Annotated in this window: 18 protein-coding genes; 14 read left to right on the forward strand and 4 right to left on the reverse strand. The window is 65.8% G+C overall.

Annotation, left to right across the window (positions count from 1 at the left end):
* Positions 1-13 precede the first annotated feature (13 nt).
* Entirely contained in the window at positions 14-1,759 is a 1,746-nt protein-coding gene (gene rpoD, locus VFB33_02400) for an RNA polymerase sigma factor RpoD (GenBank protein ID HZO80518.1), read from the reverse strand.
* Positions 1,760-2,175: 416 nt separating this feature from the next.
* Here rpoD and VFB33_02405 point away from each other — a divergent pair, with 416 nt between their 5' ends.
* The 4 genes from VFB33_02405 (at position 2,176) to VFB33_02420 (ending at position 7,194) form a co-directional block, all read left to right on the forward strand.
* Positions 2,176-3,195 carry a hypothetical protein gene (locus VFB33_02405; protein HZO80519.1) on the forward strand — a complete coding sequence of 340 codons (1,020 nt, stop codon included), beginning with the start codon at positions 2,176-2,178 and terminating at the stop codon, positions 3,193-3,195.
* A 122-nt stretch (positions 3,196-3,317) separates the two neighbouring features.
* Positions 3,318-5,648, forward strand: a complete 2,331-nt coding sequence (locus tag VFB33_02410) for a DNA polymerase domain-containing protein (protein ID HZO80520.1) — start codon at positions 3,318-3,320, stop codon at positions 5,646-5,648.
* A gap of 35 nt (positions 5,649-5,683) precedes the next feature.
* The gene (locus tag VFB33_02415) at positions 5,684-5,878 is read left to right on the forward strand and encodes a DUF3565 domain-containing protein (GenBank protein ID HZO80521.1); all 195 of its coding nucleotides are present in this window, start codon (positions 5,684-5,686) and stop codon (positions 5,876-5,878) included.
* Positions 5,875-7,194, forward strand: a complete 1,320-nt coding sequence (locus VFB33_02420; GenBank protein HZO80522.1) for a glycosyltransferase family 87 protein — start codon at positions 5,875-5,877, stop codon at positions 7,192-7,194. The genes VFB33_02415 and VFB33_02420 overlap by 4 nt, the downstream gene beginning before the upstream one ends.
* Before the next feature lie 57 nt (positions 7,195-7,251).
* Here the strand turns inward: VFB33_02420 and VFB33_02425 are convergent, their stop codons facing one another.
* Positions 7,252-8,193: a fumarylacetoacetate hydrolase family protein gene (locus VFB33_02425; protein ID HZO80523.1), complete on the reverse strand. Its 942-nt coding sequence runs from the start codon at positions 8,191-8,193 to the stop codon at positions 7,252-7,254.
* A 185-nt stretch (positions 8,194-8,378) separates the two neighbouring features.
* On the opposite strand from VFB33_02425, the gene VFB33_02430 reads away from it, so the two are divergent.
* From VFB33_02430 to VFB33_02475, 10 genes are all read left to right on the forward strand, one after another.
* Entirely contained in the window at positions 8,379-8,828 is a 450-nt protein-coding gene (locus VFB33_02430; protein ID HZO80524.1) for a VOC family protein, read from the forward strand.
* A 13-nt stretch (positions 8,829-8,841) separates the two neighbouring features.
* Positions 8,842-10,437 carry a DHA2 family efflux MFS transporter permease subunit gene (locus tag VFB33_02435; GenBank protein HZO80525.1) on the forward strand — a complete coding sequence of 532 codons (1,596 nt, stop codon included), beginning with the start codon at positions 8,842-8,844 and terminating at the stop codon, positions 10,435-10,437.
* 122 nt (positions 10,438-10,559) lie between these two features.
* Positions 10,560-11,591, forward strand: a complete 1,032-nt coding sequence (locus VFB33_02440; GenBank protein HZO80526.1) for a L,D-transpeptidase family protein — start codon at positions 10,560-10,562, stop codon at positions 11,589-11,591.
* Positions 11,592-11,657: 66 nt separating this feature from the next.
* Positions 11,658-12,113, forward strand: a complete 456-nt coding sequence (locus tag VFB33_02445; GenBank protein ID HZO80527.1) for a Fe-S-containing protein — start codon at positions 11,658-11,660, stop codon at positions 12,111-12,113.
* Positions 12,110-12,424: a hypothetical protein gene (locus tag VFB33_02450; GenBank protein HZO80528.1), complete on the forward strand. Its 315-nt coding sequence runs from the start codon at positions 12,110-12,112 to the stop codon at positions 12,422-12,424. Before VFB33_02445 ends, VFB33_02450 begins: the two co-directional genes overlap by 4 nt.
* A gap of 113 nt (positions 12,425-12,537) precedes the next feature.
* Positions 12,538-13,458: a hypothetical protein gene (locus VFB33_02455; GenBank protein ID HZO80529.1), complete on the forward strand. Its 921-nt coding sequence runs from the start codon at positions 12,538-12,540 to the stop codon at positions 13,456-13,458.
* 53 nt (positions 13,459-13,511) lie between these two features.
* Positions 13,512-13,847: a copper resistance CopC family protein gene (locus VFB33_02460; protein ID HZO80530.1), complete on the forward strand. Its 336-nt coding sequence runs from the start codon at positions 13,512-13,514 to the stop codon at positions 13,845-13,847.
* A 5-nt stretch (positions 13,848-13,852) separates the two neighbouring features.
* Entirely contained in the window at positions 13,853-14,746 is an 894-nt protein-coding gene (locus VFB33_02465) for a CopD family protein (GenBank protein HZO80531.1), read from the forward strand.
* 183 nt (positions 14,747-14,929) lie between these two features.
* Positions 14,930-15,613 (forward strand): PAS domain S-box protein, encoded by a 684-nt coding sequence (locus tag VFB33_02470; GenBank protein ID HZO80532.1) that lies wholly within the window; start codon positions 14,930-14,932, stop codon positions 15,611-15,613.
* Positions 15,552-16,247 carry a HAMP domain-containing sensor histidine kinase gene (locus VFB33_02475; GenBank protein ID HZO80533.1) on the forward strand — a complete coding sequence of 232 codons (696 nt, stop codon included), beginning with the start codon at positions 15,552-15,554 and terminating at the stop codon, positions 16,245-16,247. Before VFB33_02470 ends, VFB33_02475 begins: the two co-directional genes overlap by 62 nt.
* Positions 16,248-16,278: 31 nt before the next feature.
* Here VFB33_02475 and frc read toward each other — a convergent pair whose 3' ends face one another.
* Both frc and VFB33_02485 read right to left on the reverse strand, forming a co-directional pair.
* Positions 16,279-17,511 (reverse strand): formyl-CoA transferase, encoded by a 1,233-nt coding sequence (gene frc / locus VFB33_02480; protein ID HZO80534.1) that lies wholly within the window; start codon positions 17,509-17,511, stop codon positions 16,279-16,281.
* A gap of 28 nt (positions 17,512-17,539) precedes the next feature.
* On the reverse strand, positions 17,540-19,264 hold the full coding sequence (locus tag VFB33_02485; protein ID HZO80535.1) for a thiamine pyrophosphate-binding protein: 1,725 nt from the start codon (positions 19,262-19,264) through the stop codon (positions 17,540-17,542).
* Positions 19,265-19,396: the final 132 nt, after the last annotated feature.

Below are 19,396 nucleotides of genomic sequence, written 5' to 3' on the forward strand. Positions count from 1 at the left end.
GCAGCTACCGGCGCTATTCGCGCTCCATGAAGCCTTCGAGGTTACGCGAGCGCCCGGTCTGGCGCAGCTTGCGCAGCGCTTTGGCCTCGATCTGGCGGATGCGCTCGCGCGTCACCGCGAACTGCTTGCCGACTTCCTCCAGCGTGTAGTCGGTCTTCTGCCCGATCCCGAAGCGCATGCGCAGGATCTGCTCCTCGCGCGGCGTCAGCGTCGCCAGCACCTTGCGCGTCTGCTCGCCCAGATTGCCCTGGATCGCCGCCTCCACCGGCGACGGCGCCAGTTCGTCCTCGACAAAGTCGCCGAGCGAGCTTTCCTCTTCGTCGCCGATCGGGGTTTCGAGCGAGATGGGCTCCTTGACGATCTTGAGAACTTTCTGGACCTTGTCCAGCGGCATCTCCATCTGCTCGGCGATCTCCTCGGGGCCGGGCTCGCGGCCGAGCCGCTGCACCAGCAGCCGGGTGACACGCAACAGCTTGTTGATCGTCTCCACCATGTGGACGGGAATGCGGATGGTGCGGCCCTGGTCGGCGATCGCCCGCGACATCGACTGCCGGATCCACCAGGTCGCGTAGGTCGAGAACTTGTAGCCGCGCTGATACTCGAACTTGTCCACCGCGCGCATCAGGCCGATATTGCCTTCCTGGATGAGGTCGAGGAAACCGAGACCGCGGTTGGTGTAACGCTTGGCGAGGCTGACCACCAAGCGCAGGTTGGCCTCGGTCAGCTCCTTCTTGGCGCGTCGACTCTTGTCCTGGCCGGCGGCGATGGTCTCCAGCGAGTGCGCGAACTCGTCGCCGCTGGCCTTCACCCGCCGTTCGATCGCCTTCATCGTGCGATGCGCTTCACGCAGACGCGCCGCAATGTCGAGCAGGTTCTCGCGCGTACCGTTGACCTTGAGCAGGTGGCGGCGGTCCTCGGCCTCGGCCGCTTCCTTGAGCAGCTGGTTGCGCGAGCGGCCGGTTGCTTCCTCGTAATGCTGGATGATCTGGTGGGCTTGATTGTACTGGTCGAGCTGATGGCGCATCTCGGCGATCACGGCGTCCTGCACGTGGCGCGAAAGCCCCATCCCGAGCAAGGTCGCCTTGACCCGCTCGCGCAGCCGCGCATAGCGGCGCTCCAGCTTGGGCTTGCGCCGCGGCCCCGGCCGCGCGCGCAGCTCCTCTTCGATCTCTTCAAGCTTGCCGCGCAGGTCCTTGAGCTTGCGGGTGGCGTCGTGCAGCTTCTTGACCAGCTTCTCGTTGGCCTCCGGCCCGCGCTCCTCCTCGCTGTCGGCGGGCTCTTCGGACTCCTCGAAGATGTCGCGCAGGTCGGCCTCGCCAGCCTCTACCCGTTCGCCGAGGTCAATCAGAAAGTCCAGCGTGACCGGCGACTTGAGAACTTCCTCCTCGACTTCCTGCTCGCCGGCCTCGATGCGCTTGGCGATTTCAACCTCCTGCTCGCGCGAAAGGAGCTGGAAGTTGCCCATCTCCTTGAGGTACAGGCGCACGGGATCGGAGGAATCGCTCAGCGCCTCGGCCGCCTCTTCGTCGGCCTCCTTCTCGGGCTCGGCTTCGAGTTCGGCCTCGGCGCTCTCGGCGGGAACTTCCTCGAGGACCTTGATATCCATGTCCTCGAAGCTCTCCAGGGCCGCACGCAGATCGGTTGGCGAGGCGACGTCCTGGGGCAGAAAGTCGTTGACCTGCTCGAACGTCAGGTAGCCCTGCTCACGGCCGAGATCGACCAGGCTCTGAAGGTCCTTACCTTCGTACTTTTGCTTCATCTTCGTTTACGGGTCCGTCCGGGGCGTCCACCGCCGCCGGTCCATCGGTGCCCATACGCTCAGTCGGAGCCCCGGGGCAGGCGCGATAAGCCGCTTTAGCACAACGGCGCTATTTGGAGAGACCGATTCAGGCAAAGTAACTTATTATATGGACGGTCGATATCGATGTCAAAACGGGGACTTATCCCATGCGACTTCCCCGACCGCCTATCGCCACTCATCTCCCAGCCCACTCTTTATAAAGGTAACACCTCGCGCGCCGCTTCGCACTGCCCCCTCTCTTTCCGGCGCTAGCTTGTAGCAAAGGTCCGGACAGACGTTGCCCGCCTTGCCGACTTCCTGCAAAGTTCATACGTCGTGCTCTCGGACCTGGTTACCCAGACTCCCAAAGGGAAAATCGCGCAAGGAAGCTTCGGTTGCCCGCCCATATCGTAATTCTGCTCGCGAGCTTCGTCGTAATCCTTGCCGGCTCCGAAATGTTCACCAATGGCGTGGAATGGGCCGGCGAGCGGATGCGCCTGTCCGAGGCTGCCGTGGGCAGCCTGCTAGCCGCCGTCGGCACCGCCCTGCCGGAAACGCTGATTCCGGCCGTTGCGCTGGTGATGGGGGGCGGGGCGCCCGGCGCCCATAGCGAGGTCGGGGTAGGTGCGATTATCGGCGCGCCGCTGATGCTCTCGACGATTGCTTTGTTCGTCATGGGAATTGCCGCGCTGGCCTTCCGCGACCGGCGCCGACGGATTGCCCTGCGTGTCCCGCGTATCGACGCCCGGCGCGACATCGGCTTTTTCCTCCCGGTCTTCATGCTCGGGTTGGCGGTCGGAGTGGTGCATCTCGGGCTCAACGTGCGCTACCTCCTCGCCGCGCTGCTCCTCGTCGCTTACGTCGGCTACGCCGCCGTGGTGCTGCGGATCGCGCGCGACGCCGGAAGCGAGGTCGAGCACGGGCTGTACCTGGAGCTGCTGTTGCGCGGAGAGCCTTTAAATCCGCGTAATCCGCCAGTCGCGGCGCAAGTGGTGATCGGGGTCGTCGCAATTCTTTTTGGCGCGCGCGAGTTCGTTCAACAGATCATCTTTCTTTCCGAACACGCAAATGTGAGCCCCGGCGTGCTCTCGCTGATTCTGAGCCCGCTCGCCACCGAGCTGCCCGAAAAGTACAACGCGGTGGTCTGGATTCGCCAAAGCAAAGACAACCTGGCGCTGGCCAATATCACCGGTGCGATGGTCTTCCAAAGCTGTATCCCGGTGGCGCTCGGGCTCGCCTTCACCCCGTGGCGGCTGACAGGGCCGGAGCTGTTGGGCGGTGCGATCGGAATCGCCTCGGCCGCGCTGCTATGGGTCAACCTGCGCGACGGCGAACTCGGCACGCCTACCCTGATGGCCGGCGGGATCGCGTACATCATGTTTATCGTGGGCTTGGGATGGTTGGGCGCAATCTGAACGCCCGCGGGGGCCGAAACGGCAGTCACAGCGACCGGAGCGGCGCTGATGCGCGAGGCCGCGCGCTCTACGGGTGATTGTGACGGCGGCGCGCGCGATCCACAATTTTCCGGAAGTCCGCGATGAGCCATTATCAGGAGATAAGCCGGCAGTTTTACGACAACCGGCTGCTCTTCGGCGACCCGGCGGAACCAGGAATCGTAGCCATCGAAGTTGCCTCGCCGGGCGCGCTTGAAATTTTCCGCCGCAGCGGCGGCGCGCTGGTCCACGAGCGCCGCCCGATCAAGCTCTTCGCGCTGCTCGCCGACGCCGCGATGCTCAAGGGGCTGCGCGCGCCGCACGAGCTCGAGCGCCTCGCCGGCGATTTCGCGCTGCGATGGCTCGCGACGTTCGAACGCACCGATGCGCTCGATGCCGCGCGCCGCCATCTGCGCAAGGCCACCGGAAAGTCGCCGGGCGCGCCCGACGCGCCCTACCTGATCCTCGCCGACCCGGTGGAGCAGTACCTGATCCTGACCGGCGCGACGTTCTTCATCGGGATGGAGTTCGGCGACCTGCGCCGGATGCAGCTGGACATCGAAACCTACATCAGCCGGGGCTTCGAGTTCCCTTCCGCCGCGCGCGACGGCGACCGCATAATCGCGATCGCGCTGCGCGACTCGAGTGGCTTTGAGCAGGTGCTGCGCGGCGACCGGATGGACGAGCGCGCGATGCTCGAGGAGTTAGTGCGGATCGTCGCCGCGCGCGACCCCGACGTAATCGAGGGTCACAACCTTTTCCGCTTTGACCTCGAATACCTCGAGGCGCGCGCCCGCCGCCATCGGGTGCGCCTCGCGCTGGGGCGTGGCGGCGGCGAGATGAGCGCGCGCGCCTCGCGCCTGCAAATTGCCGAGCGCACGATCGCCTACCGCCGCTACGACATTCCCGGCCGCAGCATCGTCGACACCTGGATTCTCGCCCAGCACTACGATATTGCGAGCCGCGAACTCGAAGGCTTCGGCCTCAAGGAGCTGGCGCAGCACTTTCGGATCGCCGCGCCCGAGCGCGTCTATATCGATCCCGCCCGGATCAGCGAATATTTCGACCACCGGCCCGAGGAGCTGTACGCCTACGCCGCCGACGACGTGCGCGAGACGGCCGCGCTCGCCGAGCTGCTCGCGCCGAGCTACTTCGTGCAGGCGCAGATTTTCCCCTACTCCTACCAGAACGTGGTCCTGCGCGGGAACGCGACCAAGATCGACGCGCTGATGATGCGCGCGTATCTGGCACGGCGCCATTCGATTCCGTTGCCGCAGCCGCCGAGCGAAGTGATGGGCGGTTACACCGAGGTCCGCCGATGCGGAGTGGCGCGGCGCGTGCTCCACTGCGACGTGACCTCACTTTATCCGTCGCTGATGCTGCATTACGGGCACGCGCCGGCGGGCGACCGCCTCGGCGTCTTCCTCAGGATGCTCGGCGACCTGCGCAGCTTCCGCGTCCAGGCCAAGGCGGCGGTGCGCGAGCTCGACGGCGCCGCGCGGCGCAACCTCGAAGCCCTTCAGCAGACGTTCAAAATCCTGATTAACTCGTTCTACGGCTATCTCGGCTTTGCGCTCGGCCACTTCAACGACTTCGTCCAGGCCAACGCCGTGACCCGCCGCGGACGCGAGCTCATCCAGGCCGCGGTCGCGGCGCTCGAGGCCGCCGGCGCCCAGGTGATCGAAGTGGACACCGACGGCATCTATTTCGTGGCGCCCTCAGGTGTTGATGACGAGACTGCGGCGCAGGAGTTGATCGGAAGGATCGGCGCCGCGATGCCTGAGGGCGCGCGGCTCGAAGTCGACGGCCGCTACCCAGCGATGTTCAGCTACAAGATGAAGAACTACGTGCTGCTCGAAGAGGACGGTGAGATGACGATTCGCGGCTCGGGCCTGCGCTCGCGCGGACTGGAACGATTCCAGCGCCGCTTCATGGAAGCGATGTTCCGCCTGCTGCTCGAGGGGCGCGGCGGCGACCTCCCTGCGCTGCATCAGGACTACCATCAGCGCCTGGCGCGCCACGCCTTGGGAATCCGCGACCTGATGAAGACCGAAACCCTGCAGGACTCGCCCGAGGTCTATCGCGACAAGATTGGCGGCAAACGGCGTAACGTGTCGGCCGCCTACGAGCTGGCGCTCAAGGCCGAACGGCCCTACCTGAGCGGCGACCAGGTATCGTACTACGTCACCGGCCGCGGGCCGCGGGTCAAGGTCGCCGCGGCGGCGCGCCTTGCGAGCGAATACGACCCCGCGCATCCCGACGAGAACGTGGAGTACTACCAGGCCAAGCTCGTCGAACTCTACGCGAAGTTCAAACCGTACGCCGAACGCGACGGCCTGTTCAGCCCCGCTGAACTCCAAGCGGCCGAAGACGAAAGCGTTCCCGCGCAGCAATCGATCTTCGACGAACCCACTGCAGCCAAGGTCGGCGAGTGACCGGCCGCTGAACGGATCCTGAGCCGGGGCGACGCGTGAGGCAGAAGATCGTCGGGTTCCATCGCGACGATGACGGCGACTGGGTGGCCGACCTCGAATGCGGCCATACCCAGCACGTGCGCCATCGCCCGCCCTGGCAGAATCGTCCGTGGGTGGTCACCGAGCACGGCCGCCACAGCCGCCTCGGCGTCGCGCTCGACTGCAGGAAGTGCGAAGAGGGGATGCAATGAGGAAGGCTGCGGGCAACCCGCTGGTGCGTCAGCCACCTGGCAACCCAGAGGCGGCACGACGCGGCATCTCGCTCCGAGGCCTGGCCTCCGCCCTGACAAACCCCGCGATCGTAGCGTTCCTATGGGCTCTCGCAATAGCTCATCTCGTTTGGATCTTCACGTTGTTGCCCGGCCGAGTGACCGACATTGACTTCAGCCTCTATTACACTGCGGCCACTGCGGTGCGTGCGGGCGTCAGTCCTTACACAGGGAATCTGGAGCCGCTCGCACAAAGGCTTCAACTTCACATCAAACATCAGGCTCAGCTACCCTATACGCCAACCTTCCTTCTGGCGTTTGAACCGCTGACGCATTTTCCGCCTCAGGTGGCCTATTGGATCTGGTTTGCCCTGAGTATCATCGCGCTCAGTGTATCCATGTTCCTGCTCCTTCAGCGCAGCGGCCATGGCGCATCTGCGTTGGGCGCGCTGATCCTGCTCTACCCACCGCTGGCGGAACATTTCTTGACGGCTCAGACGCAACTGCTGGTTTTGATCCTGCTCGTGTTAATGCTCCTGTGCCTGGAGAATGGTAATGACGCGACCGCCGGCGCCCTGCTCGCCTCGGCGGGTGCCCTCCGGGCATATCCACTGGCGCTATCTGCATATCTGTTGCTGCTGGGTCGATGGCGCGCATTCGCATCTGAGGTGGCCTTCCTTACGATCATAGCCCTTGTAACTGTTCTAGTGCTGGGAACCGGTTTCTGTGAAAATTGGATTCAAGGCATCGGTTACGCTACCCGACTCGGTGCAAACCCGGCGACGGTTACTCTTCACACATTCGTCTCTCGCTTCTTTTGGTATTGTTTCGGTATGAAACTCAGCAACTGGCTGGAGTTCTTTCGCTACGCGGCAATCGGCGCCGCGGAGTTTGCCCTGCTGGCCTTCACTGCGAAAGCGACACTTTCCTCGCATCGCTTTGGGTTTTCGGTGTGGATAGTAGCTGCGATCCTGCTTTCACCGATGGCTTGGACGCACTACCTGGTTCTGCTCTTTATCCCCTTCGGCGAACTCGTCGCCGCAGCAAATCAAGGAATGTGCAGCGGCCGAGCGATTGGAATGATGATAGTTAGTTACGGGTTGACGATCGCCTTGTATGTCACAATGGGAGCCATGCCGACCGACAGCGCATTTCGGGCCTGGGTATGGATTGGCCAAGGGCTCACATTGTCAGTGCTGCTCGCCTACATTTCGGTATACTGGCTGGCGCTTGACAGCTCGCGTATCGTTTCAGCGGCTGCCGGCCAGGACTCCGCCCGCCTCTGCGCGCAAGCCTAGCGCTTTCCCTGGTTAGCTCGGAGAAGACCGCGCGGCACGGCGGCGCCGAGCCGGCGGCTACGCGGCCTCGACCGGGCTTTCCAGCGCGCCGAGGCCCTCGATTTCGATTCGCACGCGGTCACCCGGCTTCATGAAGACGGGCGGCTTGCGTACGAAGCCGACCCCTGAAGGGGTGCCGGTGGAGACCACGTCGCCCGGCTCGAGCGTGAAGACCTGCGAGAGAAACGCGATCAGGTTTTCGGTTTTGAAGATGAGGTTGCGCGTATTGGAGTGCTGCATGCGCTGGCCGTTGAGATAGAGCGCGAGCTCGAGGTTGTGCGGGTCAGGAATTTCGTCGCGCGTCACCAGGTGCGGCCCCATCGGCGCGAACGTGTCGAAGGTCTTGCCGATCATCCACTGCCCGGTACGCATCTGGTAATCGCGGCAGCTCACATCGTTGAGGATGGTGTAGCCGGCGACATATTCCATCGCACGCTCTCGCGGGATGTCGCGGCCGCCGCGGCCGATGACGAAGGCGTACTCGCCCTCGTAGTCGATCATCGATGAGACCCGCGGAATCCTGATCGCCTCGCCGGGACCCACGACGCAGTTCGGGTACTTCGAGAAAAAGGTCGGCACCTCGGGAATTTTGAGCCCGGCCTCCTCGGCGTGGTCGCGGTAGTTGAGACCGACCAGGATGAGCTTGGTCGGGCGCGGCACCGGCGCCATCAGGCGCACCCCTTCGGCCGCGCGCGCTACTCCACGCTCCAGCGCGGCGGCGCGGCCGATCCCAGCGACATACGCGAGCGCCTCGCGCGCCGCGCCCATCGCGCGCTCGCCGGCGGCGAGGAAGGCGAGCATCGCCGGCGGCAGCGCGGCGTCGGCAAGCTCGGCGGCGCGCCGCTCGCCGCGCGCCGCGAGCGCCGCGCGGCAGGCCAGGTTGAGATCGACGATCAGGCCGTCGGCGGCGGCGCCCAGCCGCTCGCGCTTCTCTTCGCTTTCGAAGCTGACCAGTCGCATCGCTGATGAACCCTCCTCATCAAAGGCGCGGCGCGAGCACCTCACCCACCTGCAGCGAGGTGGGAAAACCCGGACGCCGCCTTGGGTTGCTTTTCTTGGCGCGCCGATGCTCGAGCGCAGTATAGTGCGATTTGGGTCCGCGATCACAAGCGCGCCGGGCGTCGCCGCCAGCGGGAGATACGCCGATGCCAAACATCCGGTCGATCTTTCACGTCAACATCAACGTCACCGACTTCGAGCGCTCGCTCGAGTTCTACCAGACGCTCGGCTTTCGCGTGATCCGTGACCTCGGCGAGGGCGGCAATCGGAAAATGGCACGCGGACTGGGCGCGAGCGAATGCCGTGGGCGCGCGGTGCTGATGATCCTGGGCGACAATCCGCGCGCGACTCGCCTCGACCTGATCGAATGGAAGAATCCGCCCACCGAAGGGCGTGCCTACCCGCATCTGTTTCACGCCGGTATCTGCCGTATTGCGCTGCGCACCAGGAGCCTGCTCGCCGACTACGAGGAACTCAAGGCCCGCGGCGTGCAGTTTCTTTCCGAGCCGCAGGTGTTCGACACGCCCAATGGCCCGGAGGGCTTCGTCTGCCTGACCGATCCTGACGGCACCGTGATCGAGCTTATCCAGGTCTGAGGCCGCGCGCGCGATGGTCGCTTCTTCGCTGAGCAACACGCCGCGCGCCGACGAGTACCACCCGCACAAGTGGCTGGTGGCGGGCGCGGTGATGCTGGGCGCGTTTCTCACCGTGCTCGACAGCTCGATCGTAAACGTCGCGCTCCCTTACATGCAGGGCTCGTTCGCCGCCAGCGTGGACGAAATCACCTGGGTGGTCACCAGCTACCTGGTCGCGAGCGGGGTCATGATCCCGATGACGGGATGGGTTGCGGCGCGCCTGGGGCGCAAGCGCTACTTCCTGTTCTCGGTCACGATGTTTGTCGCCGCCTCTGGGCTTTGCGGCGTGGCCCAGAGCCTGGGCCAGATGGTGGTCTTCCGCCTGCTCCAGGGGGCGGCGGGGGCGGCGATGATGCCGCTGTCGCAGGCGATCCTGCTCGAAACCTTTCCGCCCGCCGAGCATACGCTGGCGATGTCGACCTGGGGCATCGGCATCCTGGTCGGTCCAATTCTCGGGCCGACGCTGGGCGGCTGGATTACCACCCACTGGAGCTGGCGCTGGAATTTCTACATCAACCTTCCCGCGGGCGCACTCACCTTGCTGATGGTTTCCAGCTTCGTCCACGACCCGGCGCATCTGCGCGAGCGCCGCGGCCGCGGCCGCGTCGACTATCTGGGCATCGCTTTGCTGGTCGCCGCGATCGGGCTGCTCCAGATCGTGCTCGATCGGGGCCAGCGCTCGGACTGGTTTGCCGCGCCGTGGGTGCGCTATTTCACCGCCGGCTCGGCGCTGGCGGCGGTGGCGCTGACGATCCACGAGCTGCGCTGCGCCGAACCGATCCTGGACCTGCGGGTGTTCAGGTATTTCTCGTTCGTGCTCGGCGTGCTGCTCACCGCCGCGCAATCGTTCGTGATCTTCGGGATCAACCTGCTCAACCCGCTCTTCACCCAGGAGCTGATGGGCTACGACGCGTGGATGTCGGGACTGGCGGTGGCGCCGCGCGGACTCGGCGCAATCGTCGCCCTGGTCAGCATCGGCCAGATTTCGCGCCGTGGCGTCGACACCCGCCCGTTCGTGGTCGGCGGCTTCCTGATCGCGGGATGGGCGGCGTTCCGGATGGCCGACTGGGACCTGTCGGTCGGAATGCTGAATCTCCTGGTGCCGATCCTGATTTTCGGCTTTGGCCTCGGCTCGGTGTTTCCGGCTCTGACCGCGGCGTCGCTCACTGAAATCCCGGCGGCGCGGATGGGCTTCGCGTCCAGCCTGTTCAACATGGTGATCACCACCGCCGCCGCCTTCGGCGTTTCGACCGTAAGCAACATGCTCACCGCACAGGAGCAAGTCCATCAGACCTACCTGGTGCAGCACTTTTCGATCTTCGATGCCTGGCGGATCAGCCGTGATCATCTGGCGATGCCCGGCGCGCCGCGCTTCGACTATCTGAACCAGATAATCAGCGGCCAGCATCAGCAGCTCGGGATGCTGTACGGATCACTCCAGGCGCAGGCCTGGCTGCTGGCCTACAACGATATCTACCGGATGATGGCGATAGTGCTCGTCTTCGTCGCACCCTGGTGCTTCCTGCTACACCGCTCGGGCGCGGGCGGCGGTTCCGTGATGAGCCACTGACGAAGCGGGCCTGGCGGATGCGCCCGCACGAAGCAATACGCGTTTTTCGCGGGAGGGCTCGGGGCCGAGCGGCGAGGCTCGCAGGACGGGCACAAGCCGCGGCGGCGCTTGCACTGCTGGCGATGGGCGCACCGGCGCTTGCACAGACGCCGGCCGCGGTCGACTCCCCCGTCGGCGTCCGAACGCCGAGCGCGGCTCAGACGCCCGCGGCGCGCTCCACGGCTACACCGCTGCTGCAGGCGGCGATCCGGCCGCCGCTCGCACGCTATCTCACCGGAGGCCGGTTCGAGATCACGGTCGCGCGCGGCGATTCGCTGCGCAGTATCGGCTCGCACTACGGTATCGATCCGGCGGTGCTCGCCGAGCTCAACGGCTTGCGCGCCAACGCGCGCCTGATCGCCGGCCAGACCCTGCAAATCGACAATCGCCATCTGATCCCGCTTGCCCTAAGCGAGGGGATCCTGATCAACGTGCCGCAGCGGATGCTGTTCTTTTTTCGCCGCGGCAAGGTCGCCGGCGCCTATCCGGTGAGCGTCGGCAAACCCGACTGGCCGACGCCGCGCGGCCCCTTCGAAGTGCTCGAGCGGCGAGAATTCCCCACCTGGCATGTGCCGGTGTCGATTCAGCGCGAAATGGCGCGCTTGGGCAAGGTGGTGAAGAAAAGCGTACCGCCCGGTCCGGAAAACCCACTGGGAGACTGTTACCTCGCACTGAGCATCCCGGCGGTCGGGATCCACGCCACGATCGCGCCGCAATCGATCTACGACTTTCGCACCCACGGCTGCATCCGGCTGCATCCAGAGCACGCGAGCGCCCTCTTCGACGCCGTCGGCCTCGGCGAGAGCGGGCAGATAATCTACGAGCCGGTGATCCTGGGATTACTCGACGACGGCCGAATCTTCCTCGAAGTCCATCGCGACGTCTACTCGCGCAAGTCCGTGCAGATGGACCACGTGCGCCGGCTTGCCGAAGCGGAGAAGCTCGACGCCTCGATCGATTGGGCGAAGGCCGCGATCGCGATGAGCCGGCGGCTGGGGCTGGCTACGGAGGTCGGCCTCAAGCCCGTCGCTTCGCCCAGCCCGACGGCCGGCGCGCCAGCATGGTCGCCGTCAACGGGCGCGCACCTCTGGCCTCGCGTATCGCTTCGCGGTTGAACGGGTTGCGTCGAACGTTGCTTCCTTGCTTTTTCCGCGGCAAGGATAAAGGTTGGTCGAAAGTCGATGCCAAAGCGGGGCGGGAAAAAGCTGGTCCTCGGAGCGTTCGCAGCGACGGCGCTGCTCGCGTTTGTGGCGCTGCCGGCCCTGCGCCCGCGATGCGCCGAAGTGCACGGCGACGCCGTCCTGACGATTTCGCTCGCGCGCCTGGTGCGGGGCGAGGCTGTGCGGTTCTGTTTTCGCGACGACGCCGGGGAGCGGCTGCGTTTTCTGCTGGCGCGCGGCAGCGACGGTAGGGTCCGCTCGGTGTTCGACGCCTGCCGCCAGTGCTTCAAGTTCCATCAGGGCTACGAGGTCGCCGGCGGCATGCTCATCTGCCGCCTGTGCGGCAACCGCTACGCAATCGATCACATGACCGAGGGCGAGGCCTCCTGCGTGCCTGTCAGCTTGCCGCTTAGCGAGCGCGGAAACACCGCGCAGATAAAGGTTTCCGACCTCAAGCGTGGGAGGGCGCTGTTTTGAAGCTCGCCCGCCCCGATCGTACCGCGGCGGTCGTGCTCGCCTTGGCGGTGTTGCTCGGCGGGATGCCACTGATGCTTGGCGTAACCGTGGTCCGCGACGGCGCGCCCGCCTTCACGATTAATATCTGCCATCCGTTGCACAGCTTCGACCGCTCGCCGGCTCCGATGCTGGCGGTGATGACCGTACATCCGGCGACAAATGCCTGGTTGCCGGAACGCGGCCGCGCGTGCGCGCCGGCTCCGACGCTGCGCGCGCGCACTGCCGACGCACCCGATCCACCGCCTCCCAAAAGCGCGCGTCTAAGAGCGTAACCCTTTTAGTCACGATCAACCGTGGGCCCGGAATCGCGGGTCCGCGCGTTGCGCCCGTACACGAGTGCGGCGGCACGGCCGTCGGCGTGACCGCCTTTGCGGAGGAACGATCAATGAGGCGCCTTTGCGCCCTCCTGTCGCTTATCGTCAGCGCAATGCCGGCGCGTGTTTTCGCCCATGGCACGGTGGGCGACTATACATTTCTGGAACCGATGGTCGCGGAGGATGCGAATCCCAAAAATGAATTCGACATTCTCAGGCCGCAGTACTTGTGGACCAGGGAAGGGCGTCAGTTTTCGCTCGGTTTCTCGCTGGAGAAGGTTTTGATCAACGCTCCCGAAGATACGGCGTTCTGGCCTGCCGACAGCCCCCTGGTCAGCCTCGAGATCGGAAGCGGGTGGAGCCACTTATCGCCCCGCGGCGAAGCGGCGTTGAGCGGTTTCGAGGGTCTCGAACTTTTTCCCAAGTGGGCGTTCCTCACGGTGCCCGAGCACCAACTACGGCTCTCCCTGGCAGCCGCGCTGGTTCTGCCAACGGGCAGCCCGTCAACCGAGGAACAGAATCACACCCTGCTGGGTCCGGTGCTTCTGTGGGCCAAGGGATGGGGCGACCTGCCGAACCGCGGGCTGCTCAAGTACCTGCGGCCGTTCGGGTTCCAAGGCGACGTCGGATACGTTCCGGCGTTGGGCGGAGCCGCGTGGCACGAAATGTTTGCCGACAACGTGATCGAATACTCATTGCCGTATCTCAGCAACCATGTGAAGGATATCGGGCTTCGATGGCCTTTGCGCAATCTGTATGTGTACACCGAGTTCAACTACGACCAGTTGATTACGGGACCGCCGGGCGAACCCTTCCCTGAGATTCTCATCACTCCTGGAATTGCATTCATGGGCCGTTACCTCCAGCTTAGCGTGGCGACCCGGTTCGCGCTCAACCGCGCGTCGGTCCGCGACAACCAGGCGACCCTGATCGGCCTCGTTGACCTGTTCATCGACGATATCCTTCCCTGGGCCAACTGGACGCCAATGTGAACGCGCGCGCGCTTTCAATCTTCGCAGGCGCTCTGTTCGCGGGCGCTCTCCTCGTGCCCGCCCGGGCCGGCGCTCATGCCTTTCCGACCGTAGAGCGGCCCCGCGTCGGCGCAACGTTCACCAAGCCGCCTTCAGAAGTGGCGATCACCTTCGATGCGCCGATCGAGTCGTTGTTCGCGACGCTGATGGTTTTCGACGACGCCGGTCACGATGAAACCGCGAGCAAGCCTCGGGTGACGGCAAATCGACGTCAGCTGGTGGTGATGCTCAAACCGCTGGGACCCGGCGACTACACGGTCAAGTGGGCAGTCCTGGCCGAGGACGGCCATCGCAGCGAAGGCTCGTACACCTTTACGGTCGCAGGTACGGTCGCAGGCGAGCGGCGGTGAACGGGATGGACGCGATGGGCGCGATGAGCCCGATGGGCGAGGCGGCGCTTTTTGAATGGCCGCTGCTCGCCTGCACCATCGCGATCTTCGGAACTGCGGCCTTCGCCCTGATAATCGCGCCGGCGGACGATTCGGCGAGCGCTGCGGCCGGTCGCCGCATCGCGACGCTCGCGCGATGGCTCGCGCTTGCCGCTCTTGCGCTTTCGCCGCTCGCCTTTGCGAATGCGGCGGCCGACATGGCGGGAGTATCGATGCGCGCGGCGGTCGCTTACATGCCGCTGGTGCTTGGGCACACCCACGCGGGGCGACTGTGGGCATGGCGGATGGGCGCAGCATTCGCGCTCGCGGTCTTCGCGTGGATCCCCGGCGCCGGCGCGCGCCGGCTGCTCCTGCTCTTCCTGATCGTGGCGGCGATGCTCCTGATGCGCGCGCTGGGAAGCCATGCGATCGACCGCGGCATGGCCGCCGTCGCGCTCTATTTCGTGCACGAGGTGGCGGCCGGGATGTGGCTGGGCGCGCTTGCGGGGCTGTGCCTTGGATGCGTACCGCATCCGTTGCCTGAACGATGGTTTTATCAGACCGTACCGCGCGTCTCGCGGCTGGCCGGATGGAGCGTGGCGGCGCTGGTCGCAACCGGATGCTTCAACGCTTATGAAGCGCTCGGCCTCGACCCGCATCGCTACCTGTACGCGGCCTATGGGCGGACGCTGCTCGTGAAGCTCGCCACCGTGGCGGTCGTAATCGCGATCGGCGCCTACAATCGGTACCGCCTGGCCGCGCGAACGGCCGACGCCGATGCGCTGTATCCGCTGCTGCGCAACGTTGGGATCGAGTGCGCGCTTGTGGTGGGAGTGCTCGGATGGTCGGCGCTGCTCGCCAACACGCCTCCACCGCACTGAAGCTCAGGATTGTGCCCACTCGTTTGCGGCGCGCCGCCTAAGCGCGATTTTTCCCGCCGCGCTGTGCGAAGCGCCCCCGCCTTTCCCATACTTCTGCCCAGCTTGGCATCGCGACCGCCGCACGTCGCGTCGGTGCGCGTGCCGCGCAATGCTGGAGAGGGCGTCGCGCAGGCGCTCTTTGGGATGAGTGTGATGTGGGAGTCTGCCGCAGACCTGGTGCGCTATCCGCTGCCGCTGTGGCTGGCCGCGCTGCTCGCCTGCGCGACCGTCCTGATGGCGGTCGGCCTGCGCGCGCTGATCGTGCCCAGCAAATCGCAGCTTGAGGCGGCCAACCGCCGGCTGGCGCGCGAGGTGGCCGAGCGCGAGCGCGCGGAAACCCGCTTCCGCGGCCTGGTCGAGTCGGCGCCGGACGCGATGATCATCGTCGATGCGCAGGGCGCGATCGTGTTGGTCAACGGGCAGACCGAGCGGCTGTTCGGCTATTCGCGCGAAGAACTGCTTGGCCAGCCGATTGAGGTCCTGCTACCCGAACGCTTTCGCCGCCGCCACGTGGAGCTGCGCGATAACTACTTCAAGGACCCGCAGCCGCGCGCGATGGGCGGCGGGATGGAGCTCTTCGCGCTGCGCAGCGACGGGGTCGAAATCCCGGTCGAGGTCAGTCTAAGCCCGCTCGCGACCGACGAGGGCCTGTTGGTTTCGAGCACCGTGCGCGACATCTCGGAGCGCAAGCGCGTGCAGGCCGAACTGGCGCGCGCGCGATCAGGCGCTGGAGGCGTCGCGGCTGAAGTCGGCTTTCGTCGCCAACATGTCGCACGAGGTCCGCACGCCGCTCAACGGCATCATCGGCTTTGCCCAGCTGCTGTATGAAGGGCGCATCACGCCCGGCTCCGCCGAGTACGATCAGAGTCTCGCCAACATCCTCTCGAGCGCGCGCCACCTCCTGCATCTGATCAATGATCTCCTTGACCTGGCCCAGGTCGAAGCGGGCAGGATGAAGTTCGCACCCGAGGCGACGGCGCCGGTCGAGCTAATCGAGGAGGTGCAGGGCGTACTGCGCGGCATTGCGGCCCAGCGGCGCATCCGCGTCAAAGCCGAGGTTGCACCCGAGCTCGGCCGCCTGATGGTCGACTCGGCTAGGCTCAAGCAGGTGCTTTACAACTACCTCTCCAATGCGCTGAAGTTCGCGAGTGACGGCTCCTGCGTCACGGTTCGGGTGCGCCCGCACGGCGAGGATTGGTTCCGGCTCGAAGTCGAGGATTGCGGCGAAGGTATCAGCCCCGCCGATATCCAGCATCTGTTCACTGAATTTCGCCAGCTCGATTCGGGCCTGAACAAGCGGCACCAAGGCACGGGCCTCGGCCTCGCGTTGACCAAGCGTATCGTCGAGGCCCAAGGCGGCAGGGTCGGCGTCCAGAGCGAACCCGGCAAGGGGAGCATATTCTGGGCGATCCTGCCGCGCAGCCTGCCGCCTGACGATACGCCGCGCGCGATGCGGTTCTGACCCGCCGCGCGCGGCGGCGGCCGCGCGTCGTTCAGATTACGCCTTCGACGCGCAGCTTCTCGATCTCCGCTTCGCCGTAGCCCATCACTTCGCGCAGAACTTCCGCAGTATGCTCGCTGAGCAGCGGCGAGCGTTCGATCTCGACCGGGCTGTCCGACAGTACGATCGGGCAGCCGACGGTTTTGAACGAGCCGCGCGCGGGATGCGGAACTTCGACGATCAGCCCGCGCTCGGCCAGCGCGCGGTCTTCGATCAGGTCTTTCATCGAGAGGATCGGCCCGCACGGCACGTCGGCTTCCATCAGCGCGCGCATCACCTCGTGCTTGGAGTGTCGCATCGTCCACTCCTCGACGACGCCGAAGACCTCGTCGAGATGGCCCAGCCGCGCCTCGGGGGTTGCGTAGGCCGGATCGGCGGCGAGCTCGGGGCGTTCGATCGTGCGCGCGAGCGCGGGCCAGATCTGCGGCTGGATGATCACGTAGCAGTAATCGTTGGGGCCGCCCGGATGGCATCGCAGCGCCGCTCCTGGCTGCCCGCCGCCGGACGCGTTGCCTGAGCGCGGCACCGTGTCGCCGAAGCTGCGGTTGGGATATTCCGTCAGCGGCCCATGTGCGAGCCGCTGCTGGTCACGCATCTTTACCCGGCACAGGTTGAGCACCGCGTCCTGCATCGCGACCTCCACCCGCTGGCCGCGCCCGCTGCGCTCGCGCTGGTAGAGCGCGGCGAGGATCCCGGCGACGGCGTGGATGCCGGTACCGGAGTCGCCGATCTGCGCACCGGTGCTGGTCGGCGGGCCGTCCTCCCATCCGGTGGTGCTCATCGCGCCGCCCATCGCCTGCGCGATCGTCTCATAGGCCTTGGAATTGTAAAACGGCCCCCGGCCGAAGCCCTTGATCGACGCGTAAATCATGCGCGGGTTAAGCTCGTGCACACGCTCCCATCCGAAGCCCTCGCGCTCGAGCACGCCGGGGCCAAAATTTTCGACCAGCACATCGGCGCGCCTGATCAACTCGCCGAGGATGCGCTTGCCTCGCTCGGCCTTGATGTTGAGGGTGATGCTGCGCTTGTTGCAGTTGAGCATCGTGAAATACAGGCTATCGACGCCCGGCAAGTCGCGCAGTTGCGTGCGGGTGATGTCGCCGCGCCCCGGCATCTCGACCTTGATCACGTCGGCGCCGAGCCAGGCCAGGATCTGGGTGCAGCTCGGGCCCGACTGCACGTGGGTCATGTCGAGGACCCGAACTCCCGTCAACGCCTTTTCCATCGCTCGCCTCGCAAGTCTCCGCGCGCCGTCACTTGTACATCGTCTGGTTCATCGTGCCCGGCGCGTAAACTTCGGGATCGACCCACACGTTGATGAGCGCGCACTTGCCGGACTCGCGCGCCCGGCGCAGCGCCGGCGCGATATCCTTCGCCTCGCGCACCTCCTCGCCGTATCCGCCGAGCATTTTGGCGAACTCGTCGAAATGCACGTCGCCCAGGCGATTGGCGACCTCGCCGCGCTCCTTGCCGTATTTGACCGTCTGCCCATAGCGGATCTGATTCATGTGCGAGTTGTTGCCGATCACGCCGATGAACGGCAGGTTGTAGCGCACGCAGGTCTCGAAGTCCCATCCAGTCAGCGTAAAGGCGCCGTCGCCGAACAGGCCGACCACTTCCTTCTCCGGCCGCGCCAGCTTCGCCGCCATCGCGAACGGCGTGCCGACGCCGAGCGTGCCGAGCGGTCCGGGATCCATCCAGTGGCCCGGCGCCTTGGGCTGGATCACGCCGCCCGCAAAGGTCACCACGTCGCCACCGTCGCCGATGAAGATCGTGTCCTCGGTGAGGAACTGATTCAGCTCGTGCGCCAGGCGCAGCGGATGAATCGGTCGCGCATCGGAGAGTAGACGTGGGCGCATCGCCTCGGCCGCTTTGCGCTCCTGCTCGCGCAACTCGCGGAGCCAACCGTCGCGCCGGCGCGCGCCGTTGTCGGCGCGTCCGCTGGCAGCCTGCGTGACCGCGGCGAGGATCGCGCCTGCGTCGCCGACCAGGCCGAGCGATAGGTCGCGGTTCTTGCCCACGGTGCGGTAGTCGAGGTCGATTTGGACCACCGTCGCCTCCGCGCGCAGTCGCCGCCCGTAGCCCATTCGGAAGTCGAACGGCGTGCCGACGATCACGATCACGTCGGCCTTCTCGAACGCGTAACCACGGGTCTGATGGAAATGATGCGGGTCGCCGGGCGGCAGCGTGCCGCGACCGGCGCCGTTCATGTAGGCCGGCAGGTTGAGCCGGTGGCAGAACTCGGCCGCCGCCGCGCTCGCCCGACACGTCCATACCTGCGTTCCGAGCAGGACGCAGGGGCGCGAGGACTTGACCAGGATGTCCGCGAGGCGCTCGATGTCGCGCGGGTCACCCGCGCTCGCGGTCGAGGCGCGATAGCGGTTAGGGGCGGGAATCCGCGCCTTGGCGGCGTCCACTGTGGCGTCGAGGACGTCGCGCGGGATTTCCAGGAACGATGGGCCTGGCGCGCCGTGGTAGCACTCGCGAAAGGCCATGCTCACCATGTCGGCGACGCGTTCGGTCGCGGGCACCGTAGCCGCGAACTTCGTAATCGGGCGCATCATGTCGACGTGCGGCAAATCCTGGAGCGAGCCCATCCGATGCTGGCTGAGCGGTCCCTGCCCTCCGATCAGCAGCATCGCGCTCTCGGCGCGAAACGCGTTGGCCACGCCGGTCACCGCGTCGGTCGTTCCTGGCCCCGCGGTGACGACCGCACATCCGGTCTTGCCGCTGACGCGCCAGTAGCCATCGGCCGCGTGCGCCGCGACCTGCTCGTGGCGGACGTCGATTATCCGGATGCCCTCGTTGAGGCAGCCGTCGTAGATGTCGATAATGTGGCCGCCGCAGAGCGTGAAGATCGTATCGACGCCCTCGTTGCGCAGCGCCTTGGCAACGAGGTTGCCGCCGGAGATCCGGGCGCCCGCGGCGGCCGACTCGCGCGCCGCGCTTTCCATCGATCTTTCAGCAGCTCCTGCCATGGTCGTTCTCCTCGGACGTCCGGACGACTTCAGGCCGCCATCGTGCGGCAGTCATCCGCCTCGCCCACGCACGATCGCACGTTCGGGTATACCGTCTCCGTTCTTACCCGGCAAATCGCGAGCGGTGCAGCG

Source organism: Candidatus Binataceae bacterium (assembly GCA_035650475.1).
GTDB lineage: Bacteria > Desulfobacterota > Binatia > Binatales > Binataceae > JAKAVN01.